The 25,327-nt window shown below is 64.6% G+C and carries 26 protein-coding genes; 13 read left to right on the top strand and 13 right to left on the bottom strand.

Annotation, left to right across the window (positions count from 1 at the left end; genetic code table 11):
* Window positions 1-26: 26 nt before the first annotated feature.
* Genes O0882_RS18175 through O0882_RS18160 form a run of 4 tightly spaced genes read right to left on the bottom strand, consistent with a single transcriptional unit; the run spans window position 27 to window position 3,748 of the window.
* Window positions 27-1,040, bottom strand: a complete 1,014-nt coding sequence (locus O0882_RS18175; RefSeq protein WP_289950226.1) for an SIS domain-containing protein — start codon at window positions 1,038-1,040, stop codon at window positions 27-29.
* Entirely contained in the window at window positions 1,030-2,142 is a 1,113-nt protein-coding gene (gene nagA / locus O0882_RS18170; protein WP_289950225.1) for an N-acetylglucosamine-6-phosphate deacetylase, read from the bottom strand. The genes O0882_RS18175 and nagA overlap by 11 nt, the downstream gene beginning before the upstream one ends.
* On the bottom strand, window positions 2,139-2,873 hold the full coding sequence (locus O0882_RS18165) for a GntR family transcriptional regulator (RefSeq protein ID WP_071079320.1): 735 nt from the start codon (window positions 2,871-2,873) through the stop codon (window positions 2,139-2,141). Before O0882_RS18165 ends, nagA begins: the two co-directional genes overlap by 4 nt.
* 2 nt (window positions 2,874-2,875) lie before the next feature.
* Window positions 2,876-3,748 (bottom strand): BadF/BadG/BcrA/BcrD ATPase family protein, encoded by an 873-nt coding sequence (locus O0882_RS18160; RefSeq protein ID WP_289950224.1) that lies wholly within the window; start codon window positions 3,746-3,748, stop codon window positions 2,876-2,878.
* Between the two features lie 344 nt (window positions 3,749-4,092).
* Between O0882_RS18160 and O0882_RS18155 the strand changes: the two genes are divergently transcribed.
* The 9 genes from O0882_RS18155 to O0882_RS18115 all read left to right on the top strand — a co-directional run bounded on the left by O0882_RS18155 (window position 4,093) and on the right by O0882_RS18115 (window position 12,082).
* Entirely contained in the window at window positions 4,093-4,380 is a 288-nt protein-coding gene (locus tag O0882_RS18155; RefSeq protein WP_099760345.1) for a hypothetical protein, read from the top strand.
* Window positions 4,381-4,610: 230 nt separating this feature from the next.
* The gene (locus O0882_RS18150; RefSeq protein ID WP_289950222.1) at window positions 4,611-5,135 is read left to right on the top strand and encodes a hypothetical protein; all 525 of its coding nucleotides are present in this window, start codon (window positions 4,611-4,613) and stop codon (window positions 5,133-5,135) included.
* 51 nt (window positions 5,136-5,186) lie between these two features.
* Window positions 5,187-6,818, top strand: a complete 1,632-nt coding sequence (locus O0882_RS18145; protein WP_289950220.1) for an ExeA family protein — start codon at window positions 5,187-5,189, stop codon at window positions 6,816-6,818.
* A 1-nt stretch (window position 6,819) separates the two neighbouring features.
* On the top strand, window positions 6,820-7,509 hold the full coding sequence (locus tag O0882_RS18140) for a general secretion pathway protein GspB (RefSeq protein ID WP_289950218.1): 690 nt from the start codon (window positions 6,820-6,822) through the stop codon (window positions 7,507-7,509).
* 100 nt (window positions 7,510-7,609) lie between these two features.
* Window positions 7,610-8,995, top strand: coding sequence for an alkaline phosphatase family protein (locus O0882_RS18135; protein ID WP_289950217.1), 1,386 nt, complete (start codon window positions 7,610-7,612; stop codon window positions 8,993-8,995).
* Between the two features lie 95 nt (window positions 8,996-9,090).
* Complete coding sequence (gene mobB / locus O0882_RS18130) at window positions 9,091-9,627, top strand: molybdopterin-guanine dinucleotide biosynthesis protein B (RefSeq protein WP_116743428.1); 537 nt, start codon at window positions 9,091-9,093, stop codon at window positions 9,625-9,627.
* Window positions 9,628-9,684: 57 nt separating this feature from the next.
* Entirely contained in the window at window positions 9,685-9,885 is a 201-nt protein-coding gene (locus O0882_RS18125) for a YjfB family protein (protein ID WP_289950214.1), read from the top strand.
* Window positions 9,886-10,127: 242 nt separating this feature from the next.
* Entirely contained in the window at window positions 10,128-10,430 is a 303-nt protein-coding gene (locus tag O0882_RS18120; RefSeq protein ID WP_289950211.1) for a DUF2282 domain-containing protein, read from the top strand.
* Window positions 10,431-10,447: 17 nt separating this feature from the next.
* Window positions 10,448-12,082 (top strand): DUF692 family multinuclear iron-containing protein, encoded by a 1,635-nt coding sequence (locus O0882_RS18115; RefSeq protein WP_289950210.1) that lies wholly within the window; start codon window positions 10,448-10,450, stop codon window positions 12,080-12,082.
* Window positions 12,083-12,086: 4 nt separating this feature from the next.
* Here the strand turns inward: O0882_RS18115 and O0882_RS18110 are convergent, their stop codons facing one another.
* The 3 genes from O0882_RS18110 to fumC all read right to left on the bottom strand — a co-directional run bounded on the left by O0882_RS18110 (window position 12,087) and on the right by fumC (window position 14,208).
* A complete protein-coding gene (locus O0882_RS18110) occupies window positions 12,087-12,371 on the bottom strand; it encodes a hypothetical protein (RefSeq protein WP_086141002.1) in 285 nt (94 codons plus the stop codon).
* Between the two features lie 125 nt (window positions 12,372-12,496).
* Entirely contained in the window at window positions 12,497-12,718 is a 222-nt protein-coding gene (locus O0882_RS18105) for an RNA-binding S4 domain-containing protein (protein WP_071079051.1), read from the bottom strand.
* 95 nt (window positions 12,719-12,813) lie between these two features.
* On the bottom strand, window positions 12,814-14,208 hold the full coding sequence (gene fumC / locus O0882_RS18100; protein ID WP_289950209.1) for a class II fumarate hydratase: 1,395 nt from the start codon (window positions 14,206-14,208) through the stop codon (window positions 12,814-12,816).
* Window positions 14,209-14,379: 171 nt separating this feature from the next.
* Between fumC and O0882_RS18095 the strand changes: the two genes are divergently transcribed.
* Window positions 14,380-15,516, top strand: a complete 1,137-nt coding sequence (locus tag O0882_RS18095) for a hypothetical protein (protein ID WP_289950208.1) — start codon at window positions 14,380-14,382, stop codon at window positions 15,514-15,516.
* Window positions 15,517-15,672: 156 nt separating this feature from the next.
* Here O0882_RS18095 and O0882_RS18090 read toward each other — a convergent pair whose 3' ends face one another.
* The 3 genes from O0882_RS18090 to O0882_RS18080 all read right to left on the bottom strand — a co-directional run bounded on the left by O0882_RS18090 (window position 15,673) and on the right by O0882_RS18080 (window position 17,245).
* Window positions 15,673-15,825, bottom strand: coding sequence for a hypothetical protein (locus O0882_RS18090; RefSeq protein ID WP_170840554.1), 153 nt, complete (start codon window positions 15,823-15,825; stop codon window positions 15,673-15,675).
* 116 nt (window positions 15,826-15,941) lie between these two features.
* Entirely contained in the window at window positions 15,942-16,193 is a 252-nt protein-coding gene (locus O0882_RS18085) for a flagellar protein FliT (RefSeq protein WP_354670277.1), read from the bottom strand.
* Window positions 16,194-16,417: 224 nt separating this feature from the next.
* Complete coding sequence (locus O0882_RS18080; RefSeq protein WP_289950202.1) at window positions 16,418-17,245, bottom strand: HDOD domain-containing protein; 828 nt, start codon at window positions 17,243-17,245, stop codon at window positions 16,418-16,420.
* Between the two features lie 150 nt (window positions 17,246-17,395).
* Between O0882_RS18080 and O0882_RS18075 the strand changes: the two genes are divergently transcribed.
* The 3 genes from O0882_RS18075 (at window position 17,396) to O0882_RS18065 (ending at window position 20,520) form a co-directional block, all read left to right on the top strand.
* Window positions 17,396-19,459, top strand: a complete 2,064-nt coding sequence (locus O0882_RS18075; protein WP_289950200.1) for a M13 family metallopeptidase — start codon at window positions 17,396-17,398, stop codon at window positions 19,457-19,459.
* Between the two features lie 69 nt (window positions 19,460-19,528).
* Entirely contained in the window at window positions 19,529-20,170 is a 642-nt protein-coding gene (locus tag O0882_RS18070) for a class I SAM-dependent methyltransferase (protein WP_289950198.1), read from the top strand.
* A 164-nt stretch (window positions 20,171-20,334) separates the two neighbouring features.
* Complete coding sequence (locus O0882_RS18065; protein WP_034759763.1) at window positions 20,335-20,520, top strand: CsbD family protein; 186 nt, start codon at window positions 20,335-20,337, stop codon at window positions 20,518-20,520.
* A gap of 76 nt (window positions 20,521-20,596) precedes the next feature.
* Here the strand turns inward: O0882_RS18065 and O0882_RS18060 are convergent, their stop codons facing one another.
* The 3 genes from O0882_RS18060 to O0882_RS18050 all read right to left on the bottom strand — a co-directional run bounded on the left by O0882_RS18060 (window position 20,597) and on the right by O0882_RS18050 (window position 25,249).
* The gene (locus O0882_RS18060) at window positions 20,597-22,807 is read right to left on the bottom strand and encodes a S9 family peptidase (RefSeq protein WP_289950194.1); all 2,211 of its coding nucleotides are present in this window, start codon (window positions 22,805-22,807) and stop codon (window positions 20,597-20,599) included.
* A gap of 189 nt (window positions 22,808-22,996) precedes the next feature.
* Window positions 22,997-23,836, bottom strand: a complete 840-nt coding sequence (locus tag O0882_RS18055) for a PhzF family phenazine biosynthesis protein (protein ID WP_289950192.1) — start codon at window positions 23,834-23,836, stop codon at window positions 22,997-22,999.
* Between the two features lie 18 nt (window positions 23,837-23,854).
* On the bottom strand, window positions 23,855-25,249 hold the full coding sequence (locus O0882_RS18050; RefSeq protein ID WP_289950190.1) for an MATE family efflux transporter: 1,395 nt from the start codon (window positions 25,247-25,249) through the stop codon (window positions 23,855-23,857).
* Window positions 25,250-25,327: the final 78 nt, after the last annotated feature.

Here is a 25,327-nt window from a genome sequence, read left to right as displayed (position 1 = left end):
GGGGGGGGTAAGTTACTACTTGTTGCTTAGTTTGTTTTTGTTACTTTGCTCAGGTGGCGCGGCGCATCCGGGTCCATGCCGCGCGCGGCCGACAGTTTTGCCGCCATCACGTAGAAGGACTGGATGGCGACGATCGGATCGAGATCCGGCGTGGCCGCCACGGGCAGGGTCAGGTCGCGCTCGGCCACGTCGGCGGGCGCCGCCAGCAAGACCTTGGCGCCACGGCCGCGCATCTCTGTTGCCAGTTGCAGCAGGCCGGCTTGCGTTGGGCCGCGCGTGGCAAAAATCAGCAGCGGGTAGCCGTCTTCGATCAGGGCCATCGGGCCATGCTTGATTTCGGCGCCGCTGAACGCTTCCGCCTGCAGGGCCGAGGTTTCCTTGAATTTCAGTGCCGCTTCCAGCGCCACGGGGAAGCTGATGCCGCGCCCCACGACCATGATGTTGCGCGCCGGCGCCAGCACGTCAATCGCCGGCGACCAGTCGACGCGGGTCGCTTCGAGCAGCGCTTCGGGCAACGCTTCCAGGCCCGCCTGCAGCTCAGGATCGTTCTGCCACTGGGCCACCAAGCGCGCACCGGCGACCAGGCTGGTGATGAAGCTCTTGGTGGCGGCGACGCTTTGTTCCTTGCCGGCGCGCAGGGGCATGGCCCATTCGGCGGCGTGCGCCAGCGGCGAATCGATGTCGTTGACGAGGGCCACGGTGGTGGCGCCGCCGTCGCGGAAGTAGCGGATTGGTTCGACCACGTCCGGGCTCTGGCCCGATTGCGAGATCGAGATGGCCAGCGTATCGCGCGTCACCAGCGGCGACTTGTTCAGGGTCACCAGCGACATCGGCAGCGAGGCGACGACGCGGCCCAGGCGCGCCATGATCAGGTAGGCGACGTAGTTGCAGGCGTGGTCCGAGCTGCCGCGCGCGATGGTCAGCGCGGTCGAGAACGAGGTGCTCCTCAATTTGCGGCCCAGTTCCGCGTAGCGTTCCGTATCGCTGGCCAGTTGCAGGGCGACGCATTCGGCGGCGGAAATGGCTTCTTTAAGCATCATTGAGGTCACAGATTTCTCCTTCTATATACACAGCTTTGAGTTTGAGATCGCGATCGAGTACCACCAGATCGGCGTAAGTGCCGGGGGCCAGCCGGCCGCGTTCTTCCAGGCCCAGGTAATCGGCGGCATTGGTCGACACGCGCTTGGACGCGTCGGCCAGGTCCAGTCCCAGTCCCACCAGATTGCGCAGCGCCTGGTCCAGGGTCAGGGTGCTGCCCGCCAGCGTGCCGTCGGGCAGGCGCACGCCGCCCATGCATTTCTGCACGGCGTGGCGGCCCAGCATGTATTCGCCGTCCGGCATGCCGGTGGCGGCGGTCGAATCGGTGACGCAGTACAGGCGCGGGATGGCGCGCAGGGCCACCTTGATGGCGCCCGGGTGCACGTGCAGCAGGTCGGGGATCAGTTCCGCGTATTCGGCGTGCGCCAGGGCGGCGCCGACCATGCCCGGCTCGCGGTGGTGCAGGCCGCTCATGGCGTTGAACAGGTGCGTGAAGCCCATGGCGCCATGTTCCAGCGCGGCCACGCCATCTTCATAGGAACCCAGCGTATGGCCGATCTGCACGCGCACGCCGGCGTCGGCCAGGGCGCGCACCAGATCCAGGTGGCCGGCGATTTCCGGCGCCACGGTAATGACGCGCAGTTTGGCCAGGGTTTGCAGGCGTTCGATTTCGGCCAGGGTGGCTGCGCGCGCGTAGTTCGGCTGCGCCCCGAGCTTGCCGGAATTGATGTACGGGCCTTCCAGGTGGGCGCCCAGCACGCGCGCCGTGTTCGGGCGGCGGTGGTTGGCGGCGATGCCGATGGCCGTCAGGGCCACGTCGATATCTTCCGGCGGCGCCGTCATGGTGGTGGCCAGAAGGCTGGTGGTGCCGTGGCGCGCATGGATGGCCGCGATGGTGTAGACGGCTTCGCCGCCTTCCATGATGTCCTTGCCGGCGCCGCCATGCACGTGCAGGTCGATAAAGCCGGGCAAGATATAGTCGTCGTTATTGGTCGACGGGTGGAGGGAATCGCCCGTGATGCTGTCGACGCGCTCGCCGAAGGCGATGGCGCCGTGGATCCAGCCGCCGGGGGTAAGGATATTGCCTTTGATAGTGCTGCTCATCTGCGCGACTCCGCTACGAATTCATAATAATCACTGCGGCAATACGAGTGGGTCAGTTCCACCGCTGCGCCGTTGTCGAGATAACTGACACGGGTGATGTGCAGCATGGCTTCACCCGTCTTGATATTGGCCAGCTTGGCCTGTTCCGCCGTGGCGTTGACGGCGCGGATATGCTGCAGCGCGCGCATCGGGATGGTGCCGCGCGACTCCAGGTAGCCGTACAGCGAATCGGTCACCTGCTGCGGGTCCGGCATGTACAGCGCGGGGATGGTGGTCGTCTCGATCGCCATCACCACTTCGTCGGCCGTGCGCAAACGGCGCAAACGCGCCACCGGCATGTGCGGCGACAGGCCCAGCGACAGCAGTTCCAGCGGCGCCGCCGCGCCGATATCGCGCTGCAGCCAGCGCGAGCCGGCCGTGAAGCCCCGCTGGCGCAATTCTTCCGAAAAGCTCGTCAGGCGCGACAGCGGCTGCTCCAGCTTGGGCGTGATGTAGGTGCCCGAGCCGCGCCTGCGCGTCAGCATGCCCCGGTCGCACAGCATGTCGATGGCTTTGCGCGCCGTGACGCGCGAGATTTCCAGGATGTCCGACAGCACGCGCTCGGAGGGCAAGGCCTGGTTGGCGCGCCAGTCGCCGCTGGCGATGCCGTCCGACAGCATGTTCGCCAGCTGCATGTAGAGCGGCGTGTCGCTGGCGGGATTCGGTTTGAAGGCGGACAGTTTGGTCAGCATGGTCATTGCTCCTGCAAGTGCTTGCTGATCAGGCGCAGGCCGCCTGCGGCCGAGTCGCCCTGTGCCGGCACGACCAGTTGCAACAGTGCCGCCGGCAGGTAGCCAGACAAGGGCGCCGCCAGGCCGCCGCACAGGGCCACGGGCAAGGTGCCGGCCGGGTCGAGCGCCCTGGCGATGAGGGCGATCTGCTGGCCCGCGTCGCTCAGGATGGTGCGCGCCACCACGTTGCTGGCCGCATGTTCGAGCACCAGCCGCGCCAGTTGCGCGAAGTTGGTCTGGCTGGCGGCGGCCAGCCACACTTGCATGGCGTTGCGCTGGCCGCCGCAAGCGTCGATGACGGCCGTGGCGAAGGCGCTGCCGGGCACGCGCCCGTCGACCACCTGCTGCGCGTGGTTGATGGCGCGCATGCCGATCCAGGCGCCGCCCGCTTCGTCGCCGGAGGGAAAGCCCCAGCCGCCCACTTCGTGGCGGCTGCCGTCCGCGTGCAGTACTTCGCCCACGCTGCCGGTGCCGATGGCAACGATGACGCCCGGCTGGCCCGCGTGCGCGCCCAGCAGGGTGGTCAGGGCATCCGATTCGAGTGCCACCAAGGCATAGCCGGGATTGTGTTCGACAAAGCTGGCGGCCCATTGCTTGTTGTGCACGCCGGCCAGGCCCAGGCCGATGGCCATGCGCTGCAGCGACGGCTGTTCCAGGCCGGCGGCGCGGAAGGCCAGGGTGACGGCATGTGCCACGGACGTCCAGGCACGCTCGATGCCGTGCATCAGACCGGAAGGGCCGCTTTGTCCCTGCGCCAGTTCCTGGCCATCGAGGCGCGCCAGGCGTACGCGGGTGCCGCTGCCCCCGCCGTCGACGCCGATTATGTATTCGATCATGTTATGCAGTCCCGCGTTTGGTTGATTGCGCCTGTCTGGTTTTTTTTGTCGGGCGGCGAAAAAGCTGAAGGCACTATATTGTCGCCTCGATGGCTTGTCAACAGGTATTTAAGTGGTATTAACAAATGCCTTGTTCGATGCCGTGCCATGCCCGAGGCGGTGATTGCAAGTTGCTGTTAATAAAGGCATTTTTGTGTTTGATGAATGGTATTGAAATTGGCCTTGTTTAATGCCAATTTTTTCAGACTGGTCTATGTCTGGTGTTGCGCTATTGCTTGTATGCATGCTTGGCAAGGGACGCCATGAAGAGTAAAGTCCGCCTTTTACACCTGAGTTGGAAGAGCATGATGAACGACAAGGCAGCAAAGAGCGAGTACTGGGACGACTGGCAGCAAGAGGCGCTGGCCGCCGGCGTGTCGGCGCCGCTGGCCAAGCTGGGCATGGAAATGATGCGCACGCACCGCAAGAACCGCTGGCCGAAGGATTTCCTGGGCCGTGAAAGCGATGGCCCGGTCATGCTCGAAATGTGCCTGGAAGATGAAGCGGAAACGGAATTGTTCTTTATCGAGAACCTGTATCCCTACGATGCGGAGCTGATCGAAAAGACGCGCCGCCGCCTGTGCCTGCACTGAGTGTGCGCTGATGCCTGACCGGAACGGCCGCCTTGTGCGGCCGTTTTGCTTTTCGGGTGGCATTTTCATGGGGGAGTGTCATAATGGCCCAGGCATTTTCGCCCAAGCATGGAGTAGATGATGAGCAAGGCACAGGACAGCAAGAAAGAAGCCAAGAAGGAACCGGCCAAGAGCATGAAGGAAAAGAAGGAAGCCAAGAAGGTCAAGAAAGAAGAGCGCAAGCGCTGATCATGCGCGTGCGCCGTTCATTGATGCGCCCCTGGCGTGCGCCGGCCTTGCTGGCGGCGTTCGCCTTGCTGGCCTTCGGTGTCCCCGTGTCCGGCGTGCTGGCGCAGCAAAAGGCAGCGCCGTCCACGTTCGGGCAAGTGGTGGGCAATGCCGTGCTGTGCATCGACCAGATCGACAACAAGGCCTTCTATGCCTATTTGCTGACGGCTTTCGGCCCCGCCTACAAGCATGAAGGCGGCGCCTACTGGTTCCGCACGGACGCCACCTTGTGGGGCGCACCCGTTACCGACGTGATCGTCAGTGACGACACGAGCCCCCTCGTCTTCATGGGCGTGGTGGCGGATTCGACGCCGGAAAAGCTGGAACCGGCCATCCGCAGCGCCTCGGGCCTGCGTTTCAATAAACTCGACAATTCCGCCTTCCCTGTCCGTGGTTCCGTGCCTGGCAGTAAAATCGTCTACTTCCGTAGCAAGGCGAAAGTGTATTGCGCCAAATACAAGCCGTTGCCGCCCGCCCGCACCCGCTGAGGGGTTCGGCTTGCCGCCGCGCATTTTGATCGTTTCATCTGCAGGGTCTCCATGTACACGCATTATTTCCAGCTCAAGCAATCGCCGTTTTCGATCGCCCCCGATCCGCGCTACCTGTTCATGAGCGAACGCCACCGCGAAGCGCTGGCGCACTTGCTGTATGGCGTGGGCAGCGGCGGCGGCTTCGTGCTGCTGACGGGAGAAATCGGCGCCGGCAAGACCACCGTGTGCCGCTGCTTCATGGAACAGATTCCGGACAATTGCCAGCTCGCCTATATCTTCAATCCGAAACTGTCCGTCGAAGAATTGCTGCTGTCGATCTGCGAGGAATTCCGCATCGCCGTGGCGCCCGGCGTGGCCAGCGTGAAAGGCTATGTCGACGCCATCAATGCGCATTTGCTGGCCAGCCATGCGCAGGGCAAGAACAATGTGCTGATCATTGACGAAGCGCAAAACCTGTCCACCGCCGTGCTGGAGCAGCTGCGTTTGCTGACCAACCTGGAGACGAGCGAGCGCAAGCTGCTGCAGATCATCCTGATCGGTCAGCCGGAATTGCGCGCCATGCTGGCCCGGCCCGAGCTGGAACAGCTGGCGCAGCGCGTGATTGCCCGCTATCACCTGGGCTCGCTGACGGCCGAGGAAACGGCCAGCTATGTCCGCCACCGCCTGGCCGTGGCGGGCAGCACGGCGCAGACGCCGTTCGCACCGCGCCTGATGGCGCAGATCCATGCCTTGAGCAAGGGAGTGCCGCGCCGCATCAACCTGTTGTGCGACCGCGCGCTGCTGGGCGCCTACGTGGAAAACCAGCCGCAGGTGACGCGCCAGATATTGCGCCGTGCCGCCGAGGAAGTGTTTGCCGAAGAGGGCAAGCCGGCTCCCGGACGGGGCTTGCGCTGGCCGCACGTGGCCGGTGGCGTGCTGGCCGGTGCGCTGGTGACGGCTGCGCTGGCCTGGCATTTCATGCCGTCCCCGTCCTCGTCCGCCGTGCCCGCTGCACCTGCCGTGGCCGTCTCCGTGCCGGCCGCCTCCCCCGTGGTGGCCGCCGCCGCCGCGCCCGCCAAGGTGCTGGACCGCAACGCCATGCTGCGCCAGCTGGCCGCCCTGTGGGGCGAGCAGTTGCCGGCCGGCGACGCTTGCCAGGCGGGCGCCCGCGCCGGCCTGCGCTGCCTGCACAGCCGGGGCGGCATCGCCGAACTGCGCGTGCTGGATACGCCCGCCATGCTGGCCCTGCGCGACGGGGAGGGTAGGGAACAGCTGGCGCTGCTGACGCGCTTGCAGGGCGAGACGGCCACCTTGATGCTTGATGGCAAACCACACAGCCTGCCCCTGGCCCAGCTGGCGCAACGCAGCGATGGCAGTTTCACGACCTTCTGGCGCGCCCCGCGCAGCTGGCGCGACGAAGTGCCGCTGGGTGCCCGCGGCGCCGACGTGGACTGGCTGGCGCGGCGCCTGGCGCAGCAGCGTGGCTTGCCGGCGCCGGCCGCCAATCTGCCGCTCGATGCCGAGATGCAAGGCCAGCTGCGTGCTTTCCAGCAGAGCCAGAACCTGCGGGCCGATGGCCTGGCGGGTCCGAAAACGTACATACGCCTGAGGCAACTGGGTGACAACGCGGAGCCGCGCCTGAGCAGCGCAGCTCCTGCCGTGGCAGCACCCGCTGCGACGGCGATGGTGGCGGGGAAATAAGATGTCCTACATACTTGAAGCATTGAAAAAATCGCAGGCCGAGCGCCAACTGGGCGAGTTGCCGTCGATCCACGCACCGCAAGTGCAGTTGCATGATGGCGCAGCGTCCGCTTCTGCGCGGCGCACCCCCGTGTGGCTGGCGCTGGGCGGCGTCGCCGTGGCCGTGGCTGCCGCACTGCTGCTGTGGCAGCCTTGGCAGGCGGACGCGGCGGCGCCTGCGGCCGCTGCTGTCGTGCCAGCCGTGCTGGCCCAGGCCGTGCCCGCTCCCTTGCCCGTGGCTGCCCCGCCAGCGGCGGTCGCACCCGCGCCTGTGGCGGCCTCCGTGCCGCCAGCGGCCACCGCCGCGCCCGTGCACCATGCCAGGCCCGTGGCGGAACCGAAGCAGGAGACGCCCGGCCAGGTCGTGTCGCCGCCCGTTGCGGCCCCGGCGCCTGCAGTGCCGCCCACGCCCGCCGCCGAGGAAAGCGTACCCGGCATGCGCGACCTGCCCGAGCCGATACAACGGCAAATCCCCGCCATTGCCATCGGCGGCTATATCTATTCGAAGAATCCGGCCGACCGTCTGTTGCTGATCGACAAGGTGCTGCGCCACGAGGGCGAAGAGCTGGCGCCCGGCCTGGTGCTGGAAAAGTTGCAGCCGAAGGCGGCCATCTTCAGTTTCAAGGGCTACCGCTACCGCGTGCCGTATTGACTTGTTGTGCATCAAGGCCGGGCCACCATAGCTGAACCAACCTGGCCTGGCCTGGTCGAACCAGGGTCGCTGCGCCCGTGTGCGCGGCCGGGGAGTTCCCATGATTGCTGCTGCCGATGAGGGTGTGCTTGATGCGGATGCGCCGGAAAACCTGGCGCGCATCGAGCATATCGTCGTGTTGATGATGGAAAACCGCTCGTTCGACCACATGCTGGGCTACCTGAGCCTGGAAGGGGGGCGCACCGACATCGACGGCTTGCAGGCCAGTCATGCCAACGTCCATGCGGGCGTGACGTATCCTGTGCACCATTTGCGGCGCACGGCCTTCGGCCCGCAGCAAGACCCGTCGCATACGGGCCTGTCGGTGGCGCAGCAATTGCAAAACAATAACGGCGGCTTCGTCGACGACTATGCGCAAACGCATCCGGGCGACCCTGACATCGACCTGGTGATGGGTTACTACAATGCGGCCGATTTGCCCATGTATGATTTCCTGGCGCAACAGTTTTGCGTCTGCGACCGCTGCTACAGTTCCGTGCCGGGCGCCACCTGGCCCAACCGCCTGTATGCCATCAGCGGCAAGGCGGCCGGCAGCCGTGACAGCAAGCGCGTGCCCCTGTACGCGAACAAGTCCTTCGTGCGCCACCTGGACCGGGCCCAGGTCGGCTGGAAATTCTATTCCGCCTGGAAACCCTGGAGTTTGGCCTTCAGCGACGATCATTACCGCTCGTCCGAGTGGTATGAGCCCTTCGGCTCCAGCGGGCGCCGTTATGGCTTCATCGGCGATGCACTGGCGGGTACCTTGCCCTCGGTCAGCTGGATAGATCCGCATTTTTTTGAGAATGACGACCACCCGCCGGCCGATATCCGCGCCGGCCAGGCGCTGGTGGCGCAGGTTTACCAGGCCCTGTCGCGCGGTCCCGCCTGGCCGCGCACCTTGCTGATCCTCAGTTATGACGAGCATGGCGGCTTTTTCGACCATGTGCCTCCGCCCGCCGCCGCCGACGACGACCCCGCGTTTCGCCAGTACGGCGTGCGCGTGCCCATGCTGCTGGTGTCGCCGCTGATCGCGCCGGGCAGCGTCAGCCACGAGGTAGTCGATCACACGTCGATCATCAAAACCATCCTGCAGCGCTTTTGCCGCGCCGCCGATGGCGGCTTGCCCCAGATGGGCGCGCGCGTGGCGTCCGCCAGCGGCCTGGGCGCCGTGCTGACCCTGGCGCAGCCGCGCGCGGCGCCGGCCGTGCCCGCTACGGTGCCAGCGCAGCGGGCCGCATGGAAAGCGGATGTGCGGGCGCACGACTTCGCCCCGCTGGAGCAGGCCGGCGAGATGGCTGCCGTTGCCGCCGTGCCCGTGCAATCCGATGCCGAGGCGGGCGTGATCGCTGCGCATCGGCAATTGGCGCGCTGGGCCAGGAATGCGCAGGCAGCGCCCGGGCCGGCGGGCCGGCGCCGGCGGCAGGGTGGCAAACCGGCGCCCGCCTGAGTTGGGCAATGAGCCGGGCAATGCATGGCGCCCGCGCCGGGCGCCGGCGCCGGTAGGGCTGCGTATAATCACTGCTTCTCAATCAAGGAGTGATCATGCACGATGCGATGCCCGCCCACCCGGTACTGGGTGTGATCGGCCGTTCCGGTAGCGGCAAGACGACCCTGCTGGAATTTGTGGTGAAGGAACTGGCGGCGCGGGGCTTGCGCGTCAACCTGGTCAAGCATAGCCACCATGACCTGGCGCTGGAACCGCCGCAAAAAGACAGCGCCCGGTTGCGCCTGGCAGGAGCGGCGGAAGTGCTGGTGGCGTCGCCGTACCGGTTTGCCATCGTGCATGAACTGCGCGGCGCGCCGGAACCGAGCCTGGCGCAGCAATTGGCCCGCATGGGGCCGGCGGACCTGACCCTGGTCGAAGGTTTCAAGACGGACCCCATTCCCAAGCTGGAAGTATTCCGCCCGGAAGTGGGGCAAGCACCTCTGTATCCGCATGACCCGCATGTGATCGCCGTCGCCTCCGACAGCCCGGCGCCGGCCGACTTGCGCGAGGGCGTGCAATGGCTGGACTTGAATGCGCGCGAGCACGTGCTGGCCTGGCTGCTGCTGCAGTTGGAAAATAAGCTGGAAAAATAAGCTAAAGGTTTGCCGCGGCCATCCGTTAATACTGGTAGAACCTCATTGGAGAAATGTATGGACGTCGGAAGCATTGCTCAACTGTCAACCACGATGGCGGAGACAGGCACACGGCAAGCCGTCGGTTTGGCTGTCCTGAAAAAAGCCCAGGATATTCAAAGTTTGACTGCCACTGCCTTGCTGCAAGCGTTACCACCGATACAGTCGGCGCCGAGTCTGCCGGCTCACCTCGGTAACCGCATCAACACGACAGCCTGAGCGCAGGTCTGTAGCGCCCGTCTGGCGCTTTGCCGTGCCCATGCCCACACCACCGTCATCGACGGTGGAGAGTGGGCGTGTTTGTCTGTCTCTCCGCCTATTTCCTGCTCCTGTCAAGTTGACTAATTGACCATGGTTCGCCATGGCACGGCCGATTCAGTAAAATGACGTCCATCACCTCGCGTTGCCCATAGTGCAGCCTGGGGCGTGCCATTACTTTGATCCATGCAAGAGGAATCCCCATGAACAAACGTCAAGCTCTCATCGCCGCCGCCCTCGCGGGCCTCTGCGCCGGCACCACCGTCAACGCCACCGCGCACGATGGCCCCGCCCCTGGCGACAAGGAAAAATGCTACGGCGTCGCCAAGGCAGGGCAGAACGATTGCGCCTCGTCCGACGGTGCGCATTCCTGCGCGGGCCAGGCGGAGGCGGACAACTTGCCCACGGAATGGACCTATGTTGCCAAGGGCACGTGCGAACAGGCGGGCGGCTCCGTCAAGCCCATCAAGGCCGGCAAGGCCGCCAAACCGGCCACGCAGCCGTAAGCTCTCGCCGCTTGCCCATGCCGCAGCCACTTCGAGCGCTTGCCGGCGTCGGCCTGCGCGCCGCGCACTACCGCGATTTTCTGGCGCGCCGGCCCAAGGTTGGCTGGCTGGAAGTACATACCGAAAATTATCTGCAGCCATCGGGCTGGGATAGTCATGTGCTGCGAACCCTGCGCCAGGATTACCCGATCAGCCTGCATGGCGTGGGTCTGGGCCTGGGTTCCGCGCGGGGCTTTTCCGAGCCCCATTTGCAGCGCGTGCGCGCCGTGGTGGAGCGCATCGAGCCGGCCCTCGTGTCGGAACACCTGAGCTGGGGTGCCGTGGCGCAGCAGCAACTCAATGATCTGTTGCCGCTGGCCTTGAATGGCGCGGCCCTGGATTTACTGTGCGCCAGAGTGGGGAGGGTGCAGGATGTGCTGAAAAGGCCGATCTTGCTGGAGAATGTCTCCACTTACCTGCGTTTTGCCGACGATGCCATGAGCGAGGCGCAATTCCTGGCGGAACTGGCGCGCCGCAGCGGCTGCGGGCTGCTGCTCGATATCAACAACTTGTATGTGAACCAGTGCAACCACGGCGAAGACGCCCTGCTTGCCATGCAAAGCATCGCGCCGGGCAGCGTGGGCGAGCTGCACCTGGGCGGCCATTTGCTGATGCCGCACGCCGTGATCGATCACCATGGCGCCGCCGTGGCCGAGCCCGTCTGGGACTTGTATGCGGCCGCCTTGCTGCGCTTTGGCGCCGTGCCCACCCTGGTCGAATGGGACACGGATTTGCCGCCGCTCGATATTCTGCTGGGCGAAGCGGACAAGGCGCAAGCGATGCTGGCGCAGCACGAGCAACATTCGCCATGGCATGGGGGGCCGGTGCTGCCACCGCCACCGCCCGTGTCGCTTGACGCGCTGGCGGCCGGCCAGCATGCGTTTGCCACGGCCTTGCTCGATACTACGGCAACGTTGCCATCGTTCGCGGGAGAGTCGGTATCGGAGCGTTTCTCTTTGTGCCGCGGCAACTTGAGCGCCACCTGGCGCCGTACCCTGGGCCACGCCTATCCCGTCGTGCTGGCGCTGGTGGGCGAGGAATTCTTTGGCGGCCTGGCGCGCGCGTACGGCCGCCAGTATCCGTCAGATAGCGCCGACTTGAAGCAGTTTGGCGCCCGTTTCGCCGATTTTCTGGCCAGTTTTCCGCCTGCGGCCGAGTTGCCCTATCTGCCGGACATGGCGCGCCTGGAATGGGCCATGCACCTGGCCCATTACGCGGCCGATGCGCAAGTGCTGGCGCCCGAGTCGCTGGCCGCCCTGCACCCCGATCAGCTCGAAGCGCGCCGTTTTAGCCTGCATCCCGCTTGCGCCTTGCTGGCATCAACTTGGCAAGTGGCGGCCTTGTGGCAGGCGCATCAGGAAGGTGATGGGCAAAGCGAAGGGCCGGGGAGGTTTCCGCAAGACATGCAGGTGGCGAGCTGGGCACTGGTATGCCGGCCGCACTGGAAGACGCAGGTGCTGGTAGTGGATGCGGCCGCGCATGCGGCCTTGCTGGTGTTGCAGCAGGGGCAAACGTTTGGCGCCGCGCTCGACGTGGCGTTCGAGCGGGACCCGGCATTCGACCTGGCGACACATTTGCGCCAGTGGCTGGCGCATGCCGTGTTGACGGCGTAACTCGTTACTCGAAGGCCCGCAGCAGGCGCGCTTCGCCTGTCTGATCGCGGTACAGGGCGTTCGCGGCCAGGGTGGCGTCCATCATGCGCGTGACTTGCTCTTCTTCAAAGCGGGCCAGTTCGGCCGTGGCCGCGACGAGGGCCAGTTGCAGCCTGGCGCGCGCGCTCTGGTACAGGCTGCTGGTGTATTTGTCTGTGTTACGCAGCAATTCTTCCGCGTTTTCTATTACCTGGCGCAAGTCGCCGATCAGGCGTTCCTGGCTGCGCGTACCTTGTTCGGGCTGGTCCATGGCGCTCCCCTTCTGCAATCGATATTTATCTGACAATAACGACGTGTCGCAGCTTGACTAGGGCAGCCGGGCTGGCAGCGGTGCTGGCTGGACGCATGGGGCTGCTTTCGCACCCCATGCCGGGATCAGGCGGGAGCGACGACCGTGATACGGATATCGCCCACGCTGACGACCTGGCCGGCGCGGATCTTGGCGGTCTTGCGCAATTCCTTCTTGCCATCGACCTTCACCACGCCGCTATCGACCATGACCTTGCCTGCGCCACCGCTGTCGCACAAGCCGACCAGCTTCAACAGCTGGTTCAGCTCGACGAACTCGGATGTTAAATCAAAGCTTACTTTTTGCATTGTATCCCTTATTGCAATGATGTGTTTTCAACACTTGATGACGACCTCAACTAACTCGTAGTTTACCTGAAGCCGCCAGCAATGCAGGGTGGAAGTCAGCTTTTGTTGGGCTGCGTCATCGCCAGTGGCACGATCCACGCACTGAATTGCTCTTCCGTTACATAGCCCAGGGCCAGCGCCGCTTGCTTCAGGGTCGTGCCTTCATGCTGGGCCTGCTTGGCGATTTGCGCCGCCTTGTCGTAGCCGATGTGGGGCGCCAGCGCCGTGACCAGCATCAGGGAGCGCTCCATCAGTTCGGCGATGCGACCATGGTTCGGCGCGATGCCGTGCGCGCAATGCTCGTCGAAGCTGCGCATGCCGTCGCCCAGCAGGCGCGCGCTTTGCAGGAAGTTGTGCGCGATCAAGGGCTTGAAGACGTTCAGCTCGAAATTGCCCGAGGCGCCGCCCACCGTGATGGCGACGTCGTTGCCGAACACCTGGCAGCACAGCATGGTCAGTGCTTCGCACTGGGTGGGATTGACCTTGCCCGGCATGATGGAACTGCCTGGCTCGTTTTCAGGGATGGTGATTTCACCGAGGCCGGAACGGGGGCCGGACGCCATCCAGCGCACGTCGTTGGCGATTTTCATCAGCGCCGTGGCCAGGGTTTTCAGCGCGCCATGGGCGGCGACGAGCGCATCGTGGGCGGCCAGCGCGGCAAACTTGTTGCTGGCCGTCTCGAACGGCTGGCCCGTCAGGCGCGCCAGTTCGGCCGCGATGCGGCCGGCAAATTCCACGTGGGCATTCAAGCCCGTGCCCACGGCCGTGCCGCCAGCGGCCAGCTGCAGCAGCGGCGGCAACGCTGCCGTGATGATGTGCTCGGCGAAGTCCAGCTGTGCCACGTAGCCGGAAAATTCCTGGCCCAGGGTCAAGGGCGTGGCATCCTGCAAATGCGTGCGACCGATCTTGACGATGTCGGCAAACTCCGTGGCTTTCGCGTCGAGCGTGGCGCGCAGCTGGCGCAGCGGCGGCAAGACCGTGTTGGCGACGCCCAGCGCAGCCGCCACATGGATGGCGGTGGGAAAGATGTCGTTCGAGGACTGGCCCAGGTTGACGTCGTCGTTCGGGTGCAGCAGGCGCGCTTCTCCCCGCAAGCCGCCGATCAGCTCGGAACCGCGGTTGGCCAGCACTTCATTCATGTTCATATTGCTTTGCGTGCCAGAGCCCGTCTGCCAGACGGCCAGCGGGAATTCCGCGTCATGCTTGCCGGCCAGCACTTCGTCGGCCGCTTGCGTGATGGCGATGGCCTTCTTGCCATCCAACAGGCCCAGGTCCAGGTTGACGTGGGCGGCCGCGCGCTTGACGGTGGCCAGGGCGGCGATCAGTTCAGGCGGCATCTTTTCCGTGGAGATATGGAAGTGCTCAAGCGAGCGCTGCGTTTGCGCTCCCCAAAGCCGGTCGGCGGGTACGTCGATCGGGCCGAAACTGTCGCGTTCGATTCTGCTACTCATGGCATCCCTTTCATCGATGGAGGTGGATCGAGTGTACTCCAGACGTCAAAAAGACACAGGATGATGCTGTATTGCATCATTTTTGCCCTGGCCCATCTATATTTTTGCGATTTCCTGCCGTTAATGACAGACGAGTTCCCCTTCCTATCTTGTTATCAAAGCGATCAGTCCATGCAAAGCAGCATTGTTCCCCGTTGGTCCCTGATCGCGTGCGCCGCCGCCAGCCTGGCCTTGCCGCCCGTGATGGCTGCCGAACTGGGCGAGATGGCGGTGCTGTCGCATGTGGGGCAGCCCTTGCTGGCCGAGATTGAACTGACGGCCCTGACTCCAGAAGAGGCTGGCGGCGTGGCCGTGCGCCTGGCCTCGCCCGATGTGTACCGGGGCGGCGGCATCGGCATGGAGCCGGCCTTGCAAACCTTGACGATCAGCCCGCTGGAGCGCGGTGGGCGGCAGTATGTGCGCGTGACTACCCGGCAAGCGATCCAGGCGGGTCATGTGCATTTGTATTTGTTATTGGGCAATGGTAGCGGCGCCGTCGTGCGTCTCGGTACGCTGTGGCTGACGCCGGCACCGCCCGCCGCTGCCGCTGCGGCTACCAGTGCGCCGATCAGGCCCGTCATTCCGGCGCCCGTGCCTGCGCCGCTGCCGCGCGCTGCGTCCGGCGCGCCGCCGCCCGATGCCGCCGCGCTGGCAGCCCGCGCGCGCGCCGAGGGGCTGGTGCGTCCGGCGCGCGTGTTCGTGCCGCCGCCTGCCGTGCCTGCGCCGGCCGCTCCCGCGCTGCGTCCGCCGCCATTGCGCCGCGCCAGGGCGCCCGTCGCCGCCTGCGCGCCCCAGGCAGATGCTGGGCAGGCACAAGCGTGCGTGGCGTTGGATGAGAAAAACGCGGCCCTGAATGACAAGCTCGGTGAATTGGAAGGCAAGATCGGCGCCTTGCAAAAAGCGCTGGCGCTGCCCGCCGCCACCACCGATGCCGTGGCGCCGGCTGCCGCGCCGGCCGAGGCGGAGGCGCCGCATGCCAAGCCCAAGCCCCTGCACGCGGCGCCGGCAGCCGACAAGGACAAGGGCAAGGCAGCGGGCGGCAATGGCTTGCTGTGGCTGGGGTTTGGCACTCTGGCCTTCCTGCTGTTGACGGCGGCGATCGTGTATGTCGTGCGCAAGCGCAGGCAGGCGGCGGGGCCGGGTGCGCCGTCGAAATACTGGGTTCTGCTGCGCAAGCCGTTCGGCCGCAAGAAAGAGGTGCCGGTGCTGACGGAGGCGGTGGAGGAAGGGCCGGCCGCCCAGCCGGAAACGGAGCCGTTCTCGCGTTAATGCTGCTGCAAGGTCGCGCTAAAAAATTGATATAAAAAAAGATATTCAAAAAAGACAGAAAAATGCTGTTCCATCGTGTTGCCTATTTTTCAAAGATGGTGATATGATTAACTCAGTGGACTTGCTCTACGACAAAACAGCCCCAGCCTGTCGCAGTCACCAACGATAGTGTGGCGCGGCAAAACAGGTGTAGCGTTGCATAAACGCCTGGGACTGGAAGCGGTTTGCGATGCCGACGATGTGCTCGCGAACGCCGGATGCAACCGGCAGCGAGGCGACGCCAGGAGATACCTGGGGTTCGCCTTCCAAATTTCCCCTCCTGGCTTTTTGAGTGTCGCAGATGGCGCACTCCCTGGCACGGCGGCAGACGTAAAAAAAGCACCCTCGGGTGCTTTTATCGTTTCTGGCATGGCAAGCTTGCTTATTTACATGCGGGCGCGCGATCCTGGCATGATGTTCGACAGCTGCGTCATCCACGGTTCCGTAATGGCGCGGATTTCGCGGTCATTGGCCAGGATTTGCTTGAGCAAGTCGATCTTGCGCAGGCGCGAGGCGCCGGCCTGGGCAGGCATGCTGCCCGTCTTGGTCGCGCTGGCGACGCTGGCGCACTGGTTTTCCAGGGTATCCAAGCCATCCCAGTCGCTCGAACGTGCGGCCACGACCATTTTGTTGGTCATTCCTGCAATATTTTCATACATCGAGAGAACGTCGTTGGAGGTCATGAGCACACCCGTAACTAGTGAATGGATTACCGCTTGTCCAGATTAGCGGCAGGTTCAGCGGGAACTTGAGGGTGTTTTTGAAAAAAAAGTGAAAATAATGTGAATAGTTTTGGCTGGCTGCCGGAATCGCCCGCAAAACCCGCATGGATACTGGGATGGCGATTCCGGCTGCGATCGGTTTATTTGACGAGTTCTTCCAGCCCAGCGCTCAGTTCGGCAGGCGGCGGCATCCTGTCCACCAGCACGGACGGCGGTAAACCGAGCGCTTCAGCCACTTCATTGGGGTAGCAGGCGATGATTTCTTCATTGCTCAACGCATTTTCCTCGATGCGCGCGCGCCAGGAGGCCAGGTGCACGATGGCGGCCAGGCGGTTCAAAGGCGCCTTGGCCAGCGGATCGGGAAAGGCGGCGATGGCCTCGGCAAAGGTGGCGGGGAACTTCCAGCGGCGCGTCAGTTCGGCGCCCACTTGCGCATAGTCATAGCCCAGCGACACCCGTTCCGCATCGAGCCGGCGCGCATCGAGCGGCGGCGCGATCTTGTCGAGCTGCATGGCTTGCTCGGGCATGGCGGCATGGATCACCAGTTGACCGATCGCATGCATCATGCCGATGGTGAATGCCAGGTCCTGGTTGTCGCCCGTCTGCCTGGCGATCCAGCGGGCCGACACGGCGCTGTGCAGACTGTAGCGCCAGAACTGCGGCAGATTCAGGCCAGGCACAGTCTTGTAGCCGCTGACCAGGCCCGAGCTGATGACGAGGGTGCGCACGGTCACAAAACCGAGCATCAGCACGGCGTCTTCCACCGTGCCGATGCTGCGCGAGACGTGGTAATAGGCCGAGTTGGCCAGCCGCAGCAGCTTGGCGCTCAGCACCGGGTCTGCTCCCAGCTGGCGCGCGATGTCCTCGGTGGCAATGGCGGGGTTGTCGAAACTGCGCACCAGTTCATTGACGATCTTCGGGGCGGCAGGCAGGGCGTGGGGTTGCTGGAACAGCGCTTCCAGTTGCATGGCAATCTCCTTGGCGTACACGCGGCACGGGGTCGTGAAACTATAGGCCGATTTTTTGTCCGCATGCAAAAAAGTTTAGTGACGGTTTTTGGGCCCAAAAAAGGTATGATTTCAGGCTATGATTTTCTTGTTTTCATCGAAAGGATCGCCATGCACGGTTTGCGTTTTTCCTGGTTCCGGACGCCAGTCCAGGCTGCCATCGTCCTCGCCCTGGCCGGCGTCTCGCTGGCCGGTTTGCCGGCCCAGGCGCATGGCCAGGCCGCCGGCGCCACTGCCGCTGTCCCCGTCAAAGTCTTGCCTGGTGACGATTTCTATGACTACGTGAATGGCGACTGGCTGCGCAGCACGGAGATTCCCGCCGACCGCAGCAGCTGGGGCTCGTTCGCCATGCTCGCCAACGCCACCAACGAGCGCATCATCGGCCTCGTCGAAGGCCTGGCGGCGGCGCCACAGGCGGATGCCTCCGCGCGCCAGGTCAGCGATTTTTACCGTTCCTGGATGGATGAAGCGGCTATCGAAGCGAAAGGCTGGGCGCCGATCAAGCCACTATTGAGCAAGATCAATGGCATACGCGACCAGGCGGGCCTGGCCCGCGCGTTGGGCGAGAGCTTGCGCGCCGATGTCGACCCGCTCAACGCCACCAATTTTTATACGGAAAACCTGTTCGGCCTGTGGGTGGCGCAAGACTTGAACGACACCACCCGCAATGTGGCTTATTTGCTGCAGGGCGGGCTGGGCTTGCCCGACCGCGCCTTTTACCAAGGCGACAGCGCGCGCATGCAGGGCTTGCGCACGGGCTACCAGGCGCATATCGCCGCCATGCTCAAGCAGGCCGGCTACAGCGATGCGCGGGCCCGCGCCGCACGCGTGTTTGCGCTGGAACAGCAGATTGCCGCCAGCCACGCCAGCCGCGAAGATTCGGCCGATGTTGCCAAGGGCAATAACGCGTGGCGCGCCGCCGACTTCGCCAGCAAGGCGCCGGGCCTGGACTGGAAAGCCTTCTTCCAGGCGGCCGGCCTGGGCCAGCAGACGGATTTCATCGTCTGGCATCCGACGGCCATGACGGGCAGCGCCGCGCTGGTGGCAAGCGTGCCGCTGGCCACCTGGAAGGATTTCCTGGCTTTCCACGCCATCAACCATTTCAGCACGATTCTGCCGAAGGCGGCCGCCGAGCAGCGCTTCGCCTTCTACGGCAGCACCCTGAGCGGCACGCCGCAGCAGTCGCTGCGCAGCAAGCGGGCGCTGGCGGCAACCAACGCGGCCCTGAGCGACGCCGTCGGCAAGCTGTACGTGGAACGTTATTTCCCGCCGGAATCGAAAGCCCGCGTGCAAGACATGGTGACGAATATCGTCGCCGCCTTCTCGCGCCGCATCGACAAGCTGGACTGGATGGCGCCGGCCACCAAGGCGCAGGCGCAGGAAAAACTCAAGACCCTGTACGTGGGCGTGGGCTATCCCGAGCGGTGGGACAGTTATGCGGGCTTGCGCGTGGTGCGCGGCGATGCGCTGGGCAATGTGCAGCGGGCGGAACAGTTTCACTATCGCCAGGAACTGGCCAAGCTGGGCCTGTCGCCGGACCGCAAGGCCTGGGCCATGCCGGCACAGCTGGTCAACGCCGTCAACCTGCCGCTGCAAAATGCGCTCAATTTCCCCGCCGCCATCCTGCAGCCGCCGTTTTTCGACCCGCAAGCGTCCGATGCGGCCAACTATGGCGGCATCGGCGCCACCATCGGCCACGAGATCAGCCACAGCTTCGACGACCAGGGTGCTCAGTTCGACGCCCAGGGCAAGTTGCGCGACTGGTGGACGCCGGCCGACCTGGCGCATTTCCAGTCGGCATCCCAGCAGCTGGTGGCGCAGTTCGCGGCCTACAAACCGTTCCCCGACCTGGCAGTGAATGGCCAGCTGACCCTGAGCGAAAACCTGGCCGATCTGGCCGGCGTGGCGGCCGCGCATGATGCGTTCACGCTGTCGCGGCAGGGCAAGCCGGCGCAGGCGGACGCGGACCGCGATTTCTTCATCGGCTACGGCGTCAGCTGGCGCAGCAAGGCGCGCGAAGCGGCGGCGCGCCAGCAAATCCTCACCGATGGCCATGCGCCGGCGCAATACCGCGCCGCCACCGTGCGCAACCTCGACGCCTGGTATCCGGCCTTCGACGTCCAGCCGGGGCAGCAGCTGTACCTGGCGCCGGAGCAGCGCGTGCGCGTCTGGTAGCCGAGGTTGACGCTGCCGCCTGTGAGCCGGCCGGCAGCGTAAAATGCGCCCATCGATGACAGGAGCGCCATGAAGCCGACCCCACCGCAAGACCCCATCCACGCCATCACGGGGCGCACGCTGGCCCATTACGATGCCAGCGCCGAGCAGTTTTTCGAAGGCACGCGCGACCATGACGTCAGCCAGAACATCGCCGCGCTGCTGGCCGCCATCGGCCGGCCCGCGCCCCTGGATATCCTCGACCTGGGCTGCGGCCCCGGCCGCGACCTGAAGGCGTTCACGGCCATGGGGCACCACGCCACAGGCGTCGATGGCTGCCCCCGCTTCGTCGAGATGGCGCGTGCCTACAGCGGCTGCACCGTGTGGCAGCAGGATTTCGTCGACCTCGACTTGCCCGCCGCGCACTTCGACGGCGTGTTCGCGAATGCCGTGCTGTTCCACGTGCCCAGCGCCGCCTTGCCCGGCGTGCTGCGCGCCCTGTATTCCTGCTTGAAGCCCGGTGGAGTACTGTTCAGCTCGAATCCGCGCGGGCAGAACCAGGAAGGCTGGAATGGCGCGCGTTACGGCAGCTATCACGACGAAGCGACGTGGGCCGCGTACGTGCAGGCCGCCGGTTTTACCTTGATCGAGCAGTACTACCGTCCACCCGGCTTGCCGCGCGACCAGCAGCCGTGGCTGGCCACCGTGTGGCGTAAGGATTTGACGGCCTGATCGACGATGTTGGCACTGTGTTAGGAACCGTACAGAGCCTTTGATCCCCACTGCGTACTATGGACACATCGACACGCAGCAAGCAGTTTGCAACAGCGTGTGAGCCGCAGTACCGGCCCTTGCGGGCTGGACAACAGATGTACCAACTACAGTGAGGATCCATCATGAACAAAGATCAAGTCGAAGGTAAACTGAAGGAAGTCGGCGGTAAAATCCAGGAAGCCGCTGGCAAAGTCGTCGGCAGCGAAGAACAGCAAGCCAAGGGCCTGGCAAACCAGGTTGAAGGCAAAGTGCAGAAGAAAGTTGGCGATGTGAAAGATGCGGTGGAAACGGTAACCCGCAAGCCATAATTCTGGCAGCAATAATGTAAAAAACCGCCGCCTGTCGCAAGACAGGCGGCGGTTTTTTATTGGATGCAGCGCAAGCTTACTGTGCTGGCTTCATCAGGTTCTGCTTGAAGAACATCTCAATTTTCCTGTACACGTGGCGCTGGCCCGCGCGCGACGAGATGCCGTGCTTGGCGCCCGGATACGTCATCAGGTCGAACTGCACGCCGCGGTTCACCAGCGCGTCGATCAAGCGCGTGCTGTTGCTGAACAAGACGTTATCGTCGGCCATGCCGTGCACCAGCAGCAGCGGCGACTTCAGGCCGTCCAGGTGGGCGAACACGGTGCTGGCCTTGTAGCCGTCCACGTTTTCCTTCGGCATGCCGAGGAATTGCTCCGTGTAGTGGGTGTCGTACAGCGACCAGTCGGTCACGGGGGCCACCGAGACGCCCATGGCGATCTTGTCGGAGGCAGCCGACAGCAAACGCAGGGTCATGAAACCGCCGTAGCTCCAGCCAAATACGCCGATGCGCTTCGGATCGACGAAGCTTTGCTTGCCCAGCCAGTTGATGCCCACCAATTGATCCGCCACTTCAGCTGCGCCAAGGTTATGGTAGATGGCGTCCGTGAAGGCGCGCTCGCGGCGCGACGATCCGCGGTTATCCAGGCGGAAGACGACAAAGCCTTGCTGCGCCATGTACTGGTCGAAGTTGTTGCCCCAGCGGCGAGCCACGTGCTGCGAGTGCGGGCCGCCATACGTCGACAGGTAGACGGGATAGCGTTTGCTGGCGTCGAAGTTCGACGGCTTGACGATGGAATAGTGCAAGGTCTGGCCATCGTTGGCCTTCAGGGTGCCGTACTCGGTCGGCAGGTGATCGGCCTTGTACTTGAAATATGGGTGACTGGCGTTGAGCGCGTTTTCTTCCAGCCAGCCCACCATGGCGCCGTCCGGACGGCGGATGCTCACTTGCGGCGGCGTGGCCGGGTCGGAGTAGGTGTCGACAAATACTTCACCATTGCGCGAGAACGTCGTGTCGTGCCAGCCAGCGGCTTTCGTCACGCGCTGCGGCTTGTCGGCCATGCTGCCGTCCAGCGCCAGGGCGTAGGTCTGCTTGTCGATCACCGCATCGCGGTTCGACGCGACGAACACTTTACCTGTTTTCTGGTTCACGGCCAGCACGCTGTCGATGCCCCATTCGCCGGAAGTCACCGGGTGCAGCAGCTTGCCGCCCATGTCGTACAGGTACAAATGGTTGCGGCCCGTGCGCTCGGACGACCAGAGGAAGGTGCCGTTCGACAGGAAGCGCAGGTCGTCATGGATGCTGACCCAGGTCTTGGACGTTTCCGTCAGCAGGGTGCGCTGCGCCAAAGTACCGGCATCGACGGCCACCAGATCGAGGGTTTTCTGGTCGCGCGACTGGCGCTGGTACACCAGCGACTTGCTGTCCGCGCTCCAGTCGGCGCGCACCAGGTAGATGTCCGGGTTTGTGCCCAGGTCCACCTGGCGCTGCGCGCCCGTTTCCGGCGAGACGATCAGCAGCTGCACCAGCACGTTCGGGTCGCCCGCGGCAGGGTAGCGCTGCTCGACGACGTCGGTGCGGTCGGCGAAGATTTCGAAGCGGCGCACGACGGGCACGGGTGCTTCGTCAAAGCGTTTATACGCGATGGCGGAATCGTCGGGGGCCCAGTAGTAGCCGGTGCGCTGGCCCATTTCTTCCTGTGCCACGAATTCGGCTTCGCCGTTGCGGATCGTGCCCTTGCCATCGGTGGTGAGCTGGCGTTCCTGGCCCGACTTCAGGTCGATCACATAAATATTCTGGTCGCGCACGAACGACACGTAGCGGCCTTTCGGCGAAATTTTCGGATCGAGCACATTGCCCTTGGCGACCAGGCGTGCCTGGTCCGGGTGGGCCACATCGACCAGATACAGATTGCCGGCCAGCGGCACCAGCAGCTGCTTGCCATCGGGCGACCAGCTGTAGCTGAGAATGCCGTTCAGGCTGGCCGTGCGCTCGCGTTCGCGGCGCGCCTGCTCTTCGGGCGAAATCGTTTCATTCGGCACCAGCGCCTTCGAGTCGACCAGGCGGTGCGTGCTCTTGTCCTTCAGCTTGAATTCCCACAGGTCGAGCTGGAACTGGTTGTCGGCGCGGCCGCGCAGGAACGTGACGCGCTCGCCGTCGGGCGAGACCTTCAGGTTGCGCACGCCGGGGCCGGCCAGCGCCGGATCGGCGTGGATGCGTTCCAGGGTCAGCTTTTCAGCCGATGCGGGAACGCTGGCCATCGCGGCCAGAAAACAAAGAATAAAACGCATGGATGTCTCGGTAGTTGGAAGGGGAAGGGCACTGCATGTAAAGGCGAGCTTGAGCGTTGCCTAAGCGTAAGACGATACCAGAGCATGCCTGTTTATGCGATAGCCCCGGCCACGGAATAAACCGTTTCTGGCCGTATTTCCTTCGTCAAAAATATCCCGCAGCCGCCCATTCCATGGCGCCTGTCCCGTTCAGGCCAATATCGTACCTTCTATCACGGTCAGGCATGCGCCGCCTATCCAGGCGTGGCCATCGCGGAAATTGACGGACACGCGGCCGTCGCGCTGCAGACAGGTGCCCTGGCGCACGCGGTAGTCGGCGCCTGCCAGCAGGTGCGCGATGCAGGCGTTGGCGCTGCCCGTGACGGGATCCTCGACCAGCGCGCCGTGCTCGCTGAGCAGCGCGCGCACTTCGTAATCGGCCGGCCCGCCGGCGCCGTGCGCGCCGTAGAGGGCCAGTCCGTCAGCCATTGACGCCGCCAGCAATGCCGTCAGCGCCGCGATGTCGGCATGGACGGCCAGGCAGGCCGCGGCGCTTGGCAGCGGCACGCACAGCCAGCGGATGCCCATGTCGACGACGGTGCCGCCAGCGGCCGCCGCGTCGCCCAACGCCGTTTGCAGCAGCGGCAGCAGCGCGGGGACAAGCGCGCGCGTGGTGCAGGGCGGTGCCTGGAACGCCAGTACGCCGCCGGCGCCGCGTTCTATCTGCACCAGGCCAACGCCGCATTCCTGCACGATGCGCGCGCCCTTGGGCCGCATGCCCGCATCGAGCAGGGCATGCGCCGTGCCCAGGGTCGGGTGGCCGGCGAACGGGAATTCCATCTCGGGCGAAAAAATCCGCACGCGGTAATCGGCGGCGGGATCGCGCGGCGCCAGCACGAAGGTGGTTTCCGACAGGCCGGTCCAGCGTGCGATCGCCTGCATCTGCGCGTCATCGAGGCCATTCGCGTCGAGCACCACGGCCAGCGGATTACCCAAGAAGGGCACTGTGCTGAAGACATCGACTTGCCTGAAGGGGCGTTGTTGCGGCATGGCGGTTTCCTTGCTGGTTTATCGGGCGGCGCGCAGGCGCTGCAGCGACAGCCGGTTCAAGTACCAGGTCAGCAGCACGGCGGCCACCGTCAAGCCCGTGACGAGGCCGATCCAGAAGCCGGCGGCGGCCATCGGTTCGGCCGGCGACCAGATGAAGCCTTGCGGCGCGAGGCCCAACACATAGCCGATGGGCAGCGAGAAACCCCAGAACGCCAGTAGCTGGATCAGCATCGGCTGGCGCGTCACCTTGTAGCCGCGAATGGCGCAGGAAGTGGCCACCTGGGTAGCGTCGGACAGCTGGAACAGGGCGGCGAACAGCAGCAGCTGCGCGCACAGTTCCTGGACCTGCGGATCGGACGTATAGGCTTGCGCGATCTGGTGGCGGAAGACCGTGATGACGGTGGCCGAGACGATGGCCGCCGTCAGCGACATGGCCACGCCCACCCACGAAATGAAACGTGCGCGGCGCAAATTGGCCTCGCCCACGGCATGGCCCACGCGCGTCACCAGCGCGATGCCGAAAGTGAGCGGCACCATGAAGACGACGGACGAGAAATTGAGCGCGATCTGGTGCGCCGACACCTGGATCACGCCGAAGCGGGCCACCAGCAGGCTGATGACGCCAAAGGCGCTCACTTCGGCAAAGTAGGTCACGCCGATGGGCAGGCCCAGGCGCAGCATGGGGCCGATGGACGACGGCTGCGGCCATTCCCAGTGCGTGAATGGATACGTGGCGTGGTAGGCGGGCGCGATCCTGATCCAGGCCAGCATGGCCAGCAGCATCATCCACACGCAGCAGGTGGTGGCCACGGCGCAGCCCACGCCGCCCATCTTCGGCATGCCCCAGTGGCCGTAGATCAGCAGGTAATTCACGAGAATGTTGAGCGCCAGCGCGGCCAGCGCGATGACCATCACGGGCTTGGTCTGGTTGATGCTGGTGCTGTAGCCGTACAGCGCGCGGTAGGCGGCGAACGGCGGCAGCGCGCAGCTGATGATGTGCACGAACAGCTTGGCCTTGGCCGCGACGGCGGGTTCGAGCATCAGGTGGTCGAACACCAGCGCCGCCATGTTCGTCAGCAGGCAGGCCACCAGGCCGACGAGCAGCGCCTTCCATAGCGACTGGCGCACGATGTGCGGCACCTGGTCGTGGCGCGCGGCGCCGATTTCATGCGCCACCAAGGTATTGATCGCCATCATGATGCCGCTCACGGTGACCAGCACGATGGACCAGATGGCCGCGCCCAGCGACACGGCCGCCAGTTCCTCGGGATTCGTATGCCCCGTCATCGCGACGTCGGCCGCGCCCATGCCGACGGTGGCCAGCTGGCCGATCAGGATGGGCCACGCCAGCTTCCACAGCGAAGAAATTTCAGTACGGACGGCGGGCAGGGTGAACGATGTGGTGTGTGGCATAGGCAGCAACCTTGACTAAATACAATATTCTACTGGCATTCGCCGTGCTTGTCCGACGCGGCGCCCCAGGCGCCCGGG

Source organism: Janthinobacterium sp. SUN073, assembly GCF_030397665.1.
Taxonomy (GTDB): domain Bacteria; phylum Pseudomonadota; class Gammaproteobacteria; order Burkholderiales; family Burkholderiaceae_D; genus Janthinobacterium.
Note: the sequence above shows the minus strand (reverse complement) of the source record. Positions and strands in the feature narration are given on the sequence as shown.

What these genes read in the sequence shown, in the direction of transcription:
- O0882_RS18175 (WP_289950226.1), bottom strand. Translation starts at nt 1,040, where the DNA reads ATGATGCTTAAAGAAGCCATTTCCGCCGCCGAATGCGTCGCCCTGCAA.
- nagA (WP_289950225.1), bottom strand. Translation starts at nt 2,142, where the DNA reads ATGAGCAGCACTATCAAAGGCAATATCCTTACCCCCGGCGGCTGGATC.
- O0882_RS18165 (WP_071079320.1), bottom strand. Translation starts at nt 2,873, where the DNA reads ATGCTGACCAAACTGTCCGCCTTCAAACCGAATCCCGCCAGCGACACG.
- O0882_RS18160 (WP_289950224.1), bottom strand. Translation starts at nt 3,748, where the DNA reads ATGATCGAATACATAATCGGCGTCGACGGCGGGGGCAGCGGCACCCGC.
- O0882_RS18155 (WP_099760345.1), top strand. Translation starts at nt 4,093, where the DNA reads ATGATGAACGACAAGGCAGCAAAGAGCGAGTACTGGGACGACTGGCAG.
- O0882_RS18150 (WP_289950222.1), top strand. Translation starts at nt 4,611, where the DNA reads ATGCGCGTGCGCCGTTCATTGATGCGCCCCTGGCGTGCGCCGGCCTTG.
- O0882_RS18145 (WP_289950220.1), top strand. Translation starts at nt 5,187, where the DNA reads ATGTACACGCATTATTTCCAGCTCAAGCAATCGCCGTTTTCGATCGCC.
- O0882_RS18140 (WP_289950218.1), top strand. Translation starts at nt 6,820, where the DNA reads ATGTCCTACATACTTGAAGCATTGAAAAAATCGCAGGCCGAGCGCCAA.
- O0882_RS18135 (WP_289950217.1), top strand. Translation starts at nt 7,610, where the DNA reads ATGATTGCTGCTGCCGATGAGGGTGTGCTTGATGCGGATGCGCCGGAA.
- mobB (WP_116743428.1), top strand. Translation starts at nt 9,091, where the DNA reads ATGCACGATGCGATGCCCGCCCACCCGGTACTGGGTGTGATCGGCCGT.
- O0882_RS18125 (WP_289950214.1), top strand. Translation starts at nt 9,685, where the DNA reads ATGGACGTCGGAAGCATTGCTCAACTGTCAACCACGATGGCGGAGACA.
- O0882_RS18120 (WP_289950211.1), top strand. Translation starts at nt 10,128, where the DNA reads ATGAACAAACGTCAAGCTCTCATCGCCGCCGCCCTCGCGGGCCTCTGC.
- O0882_RS18115 (WP_289950210.1), top strand. Translation starts at nt 10,448, where the DNA reads ATGCCGCAGCCACTTCGAGCGCTTGCCGGCGTCGGCCTGCGCGCCGCG.
- O0882_RS18110 (WP_086141002.1), bottom strand. Translation starts at nt 12,371, where the DNA reads ATGGACCAGCCCGAACAAGGTACGCGCAGCCAGGAACGCCTGATCGGC.
- O0882_RS18105 (WP_071079051.1), bottom strand. Translation starts at nt 12,718, where the DNA reads ATGCAAAAAGTAAGCTTTGATTTAACATCCGAGTTCGTCGAGCTGAAC.
- fumC (WP_289950209.1), bottom strand. Translation starts at nt 14,208, where the DNA reads ATGAGTAGCAGAATCGAACGCGACAGTTTCGGCCCGATCGACGTACCC.
- O0882_RS18095 (WP_289950208.1), top strand. Translation starts at nt 14,380, where the DNA reads ATGCAAAGCAGCATTGTTCCCCGTTGGTCCCTGATCGCGTGCGCCGCC.
- O0882_RS18085 (WP_354670277.1), bottom strand. Translation starts at nt 16,193, where the DNA reads ATGACCAACAAAATGGTCGTGGCCGCACGTTCGAGCGACTGGGATGGC.
- O0882_RS18080 (WP_289950202.1), bottom strand. Translation starts at nt 17,245, where the DNA reads ATGCAACTGGAAGCGCTGTTCCAGCAACCCCACGCCCTGCCTGCCGCC.
- O0882_RS18075 (WP_289950200.1), top strand. Translation starts at nt 17,396, where the DNA reads ATGCACGGTTTGCGTTTTTCCTGGTTCCGGACGCCAGTCCAGGCTGCC.
- O0882_RS18070 (WP_289950198.1), top strand. Translation starts at nt 19,529, where the DNA reads ATGAAGCCGACCCCACCGCAAGACCCCATCCACGCCATCACGGGGCGC.
- O0882_RS18065 (WP_034759763.1), top strand. Translation starts at nt 20,335, where the DNA reads ATGAACAAAGATCAAGTCGAAGGTAAACTGAAGGAAGTCGGCGGTAAA.
- O0882_RS18060 (WP_289950194.1), bottom strand. Translation starts at nt 22,807, where the DNA reads ATGCGTTTTATTCTTTGTTTTCTGGCCGCGATGGCCAGCGTTCCCGCA.
- O0882_RS18055 (WP_289950192.1), bottom strand. Translation starts at nt 23,836, where the DNA reads ATGCCGCAACAACGCCCCTTCAGGCAAGTCGATGTCTTCAGCACAGTG.
- O0882_RS18050 (WP_289950190.1), bottom strand. Translation starts at nt 25,249, where the DNA reads ATGCCACACACCACATCGTTCACCCTGCCCGCCGTCCGTACTGAAATT.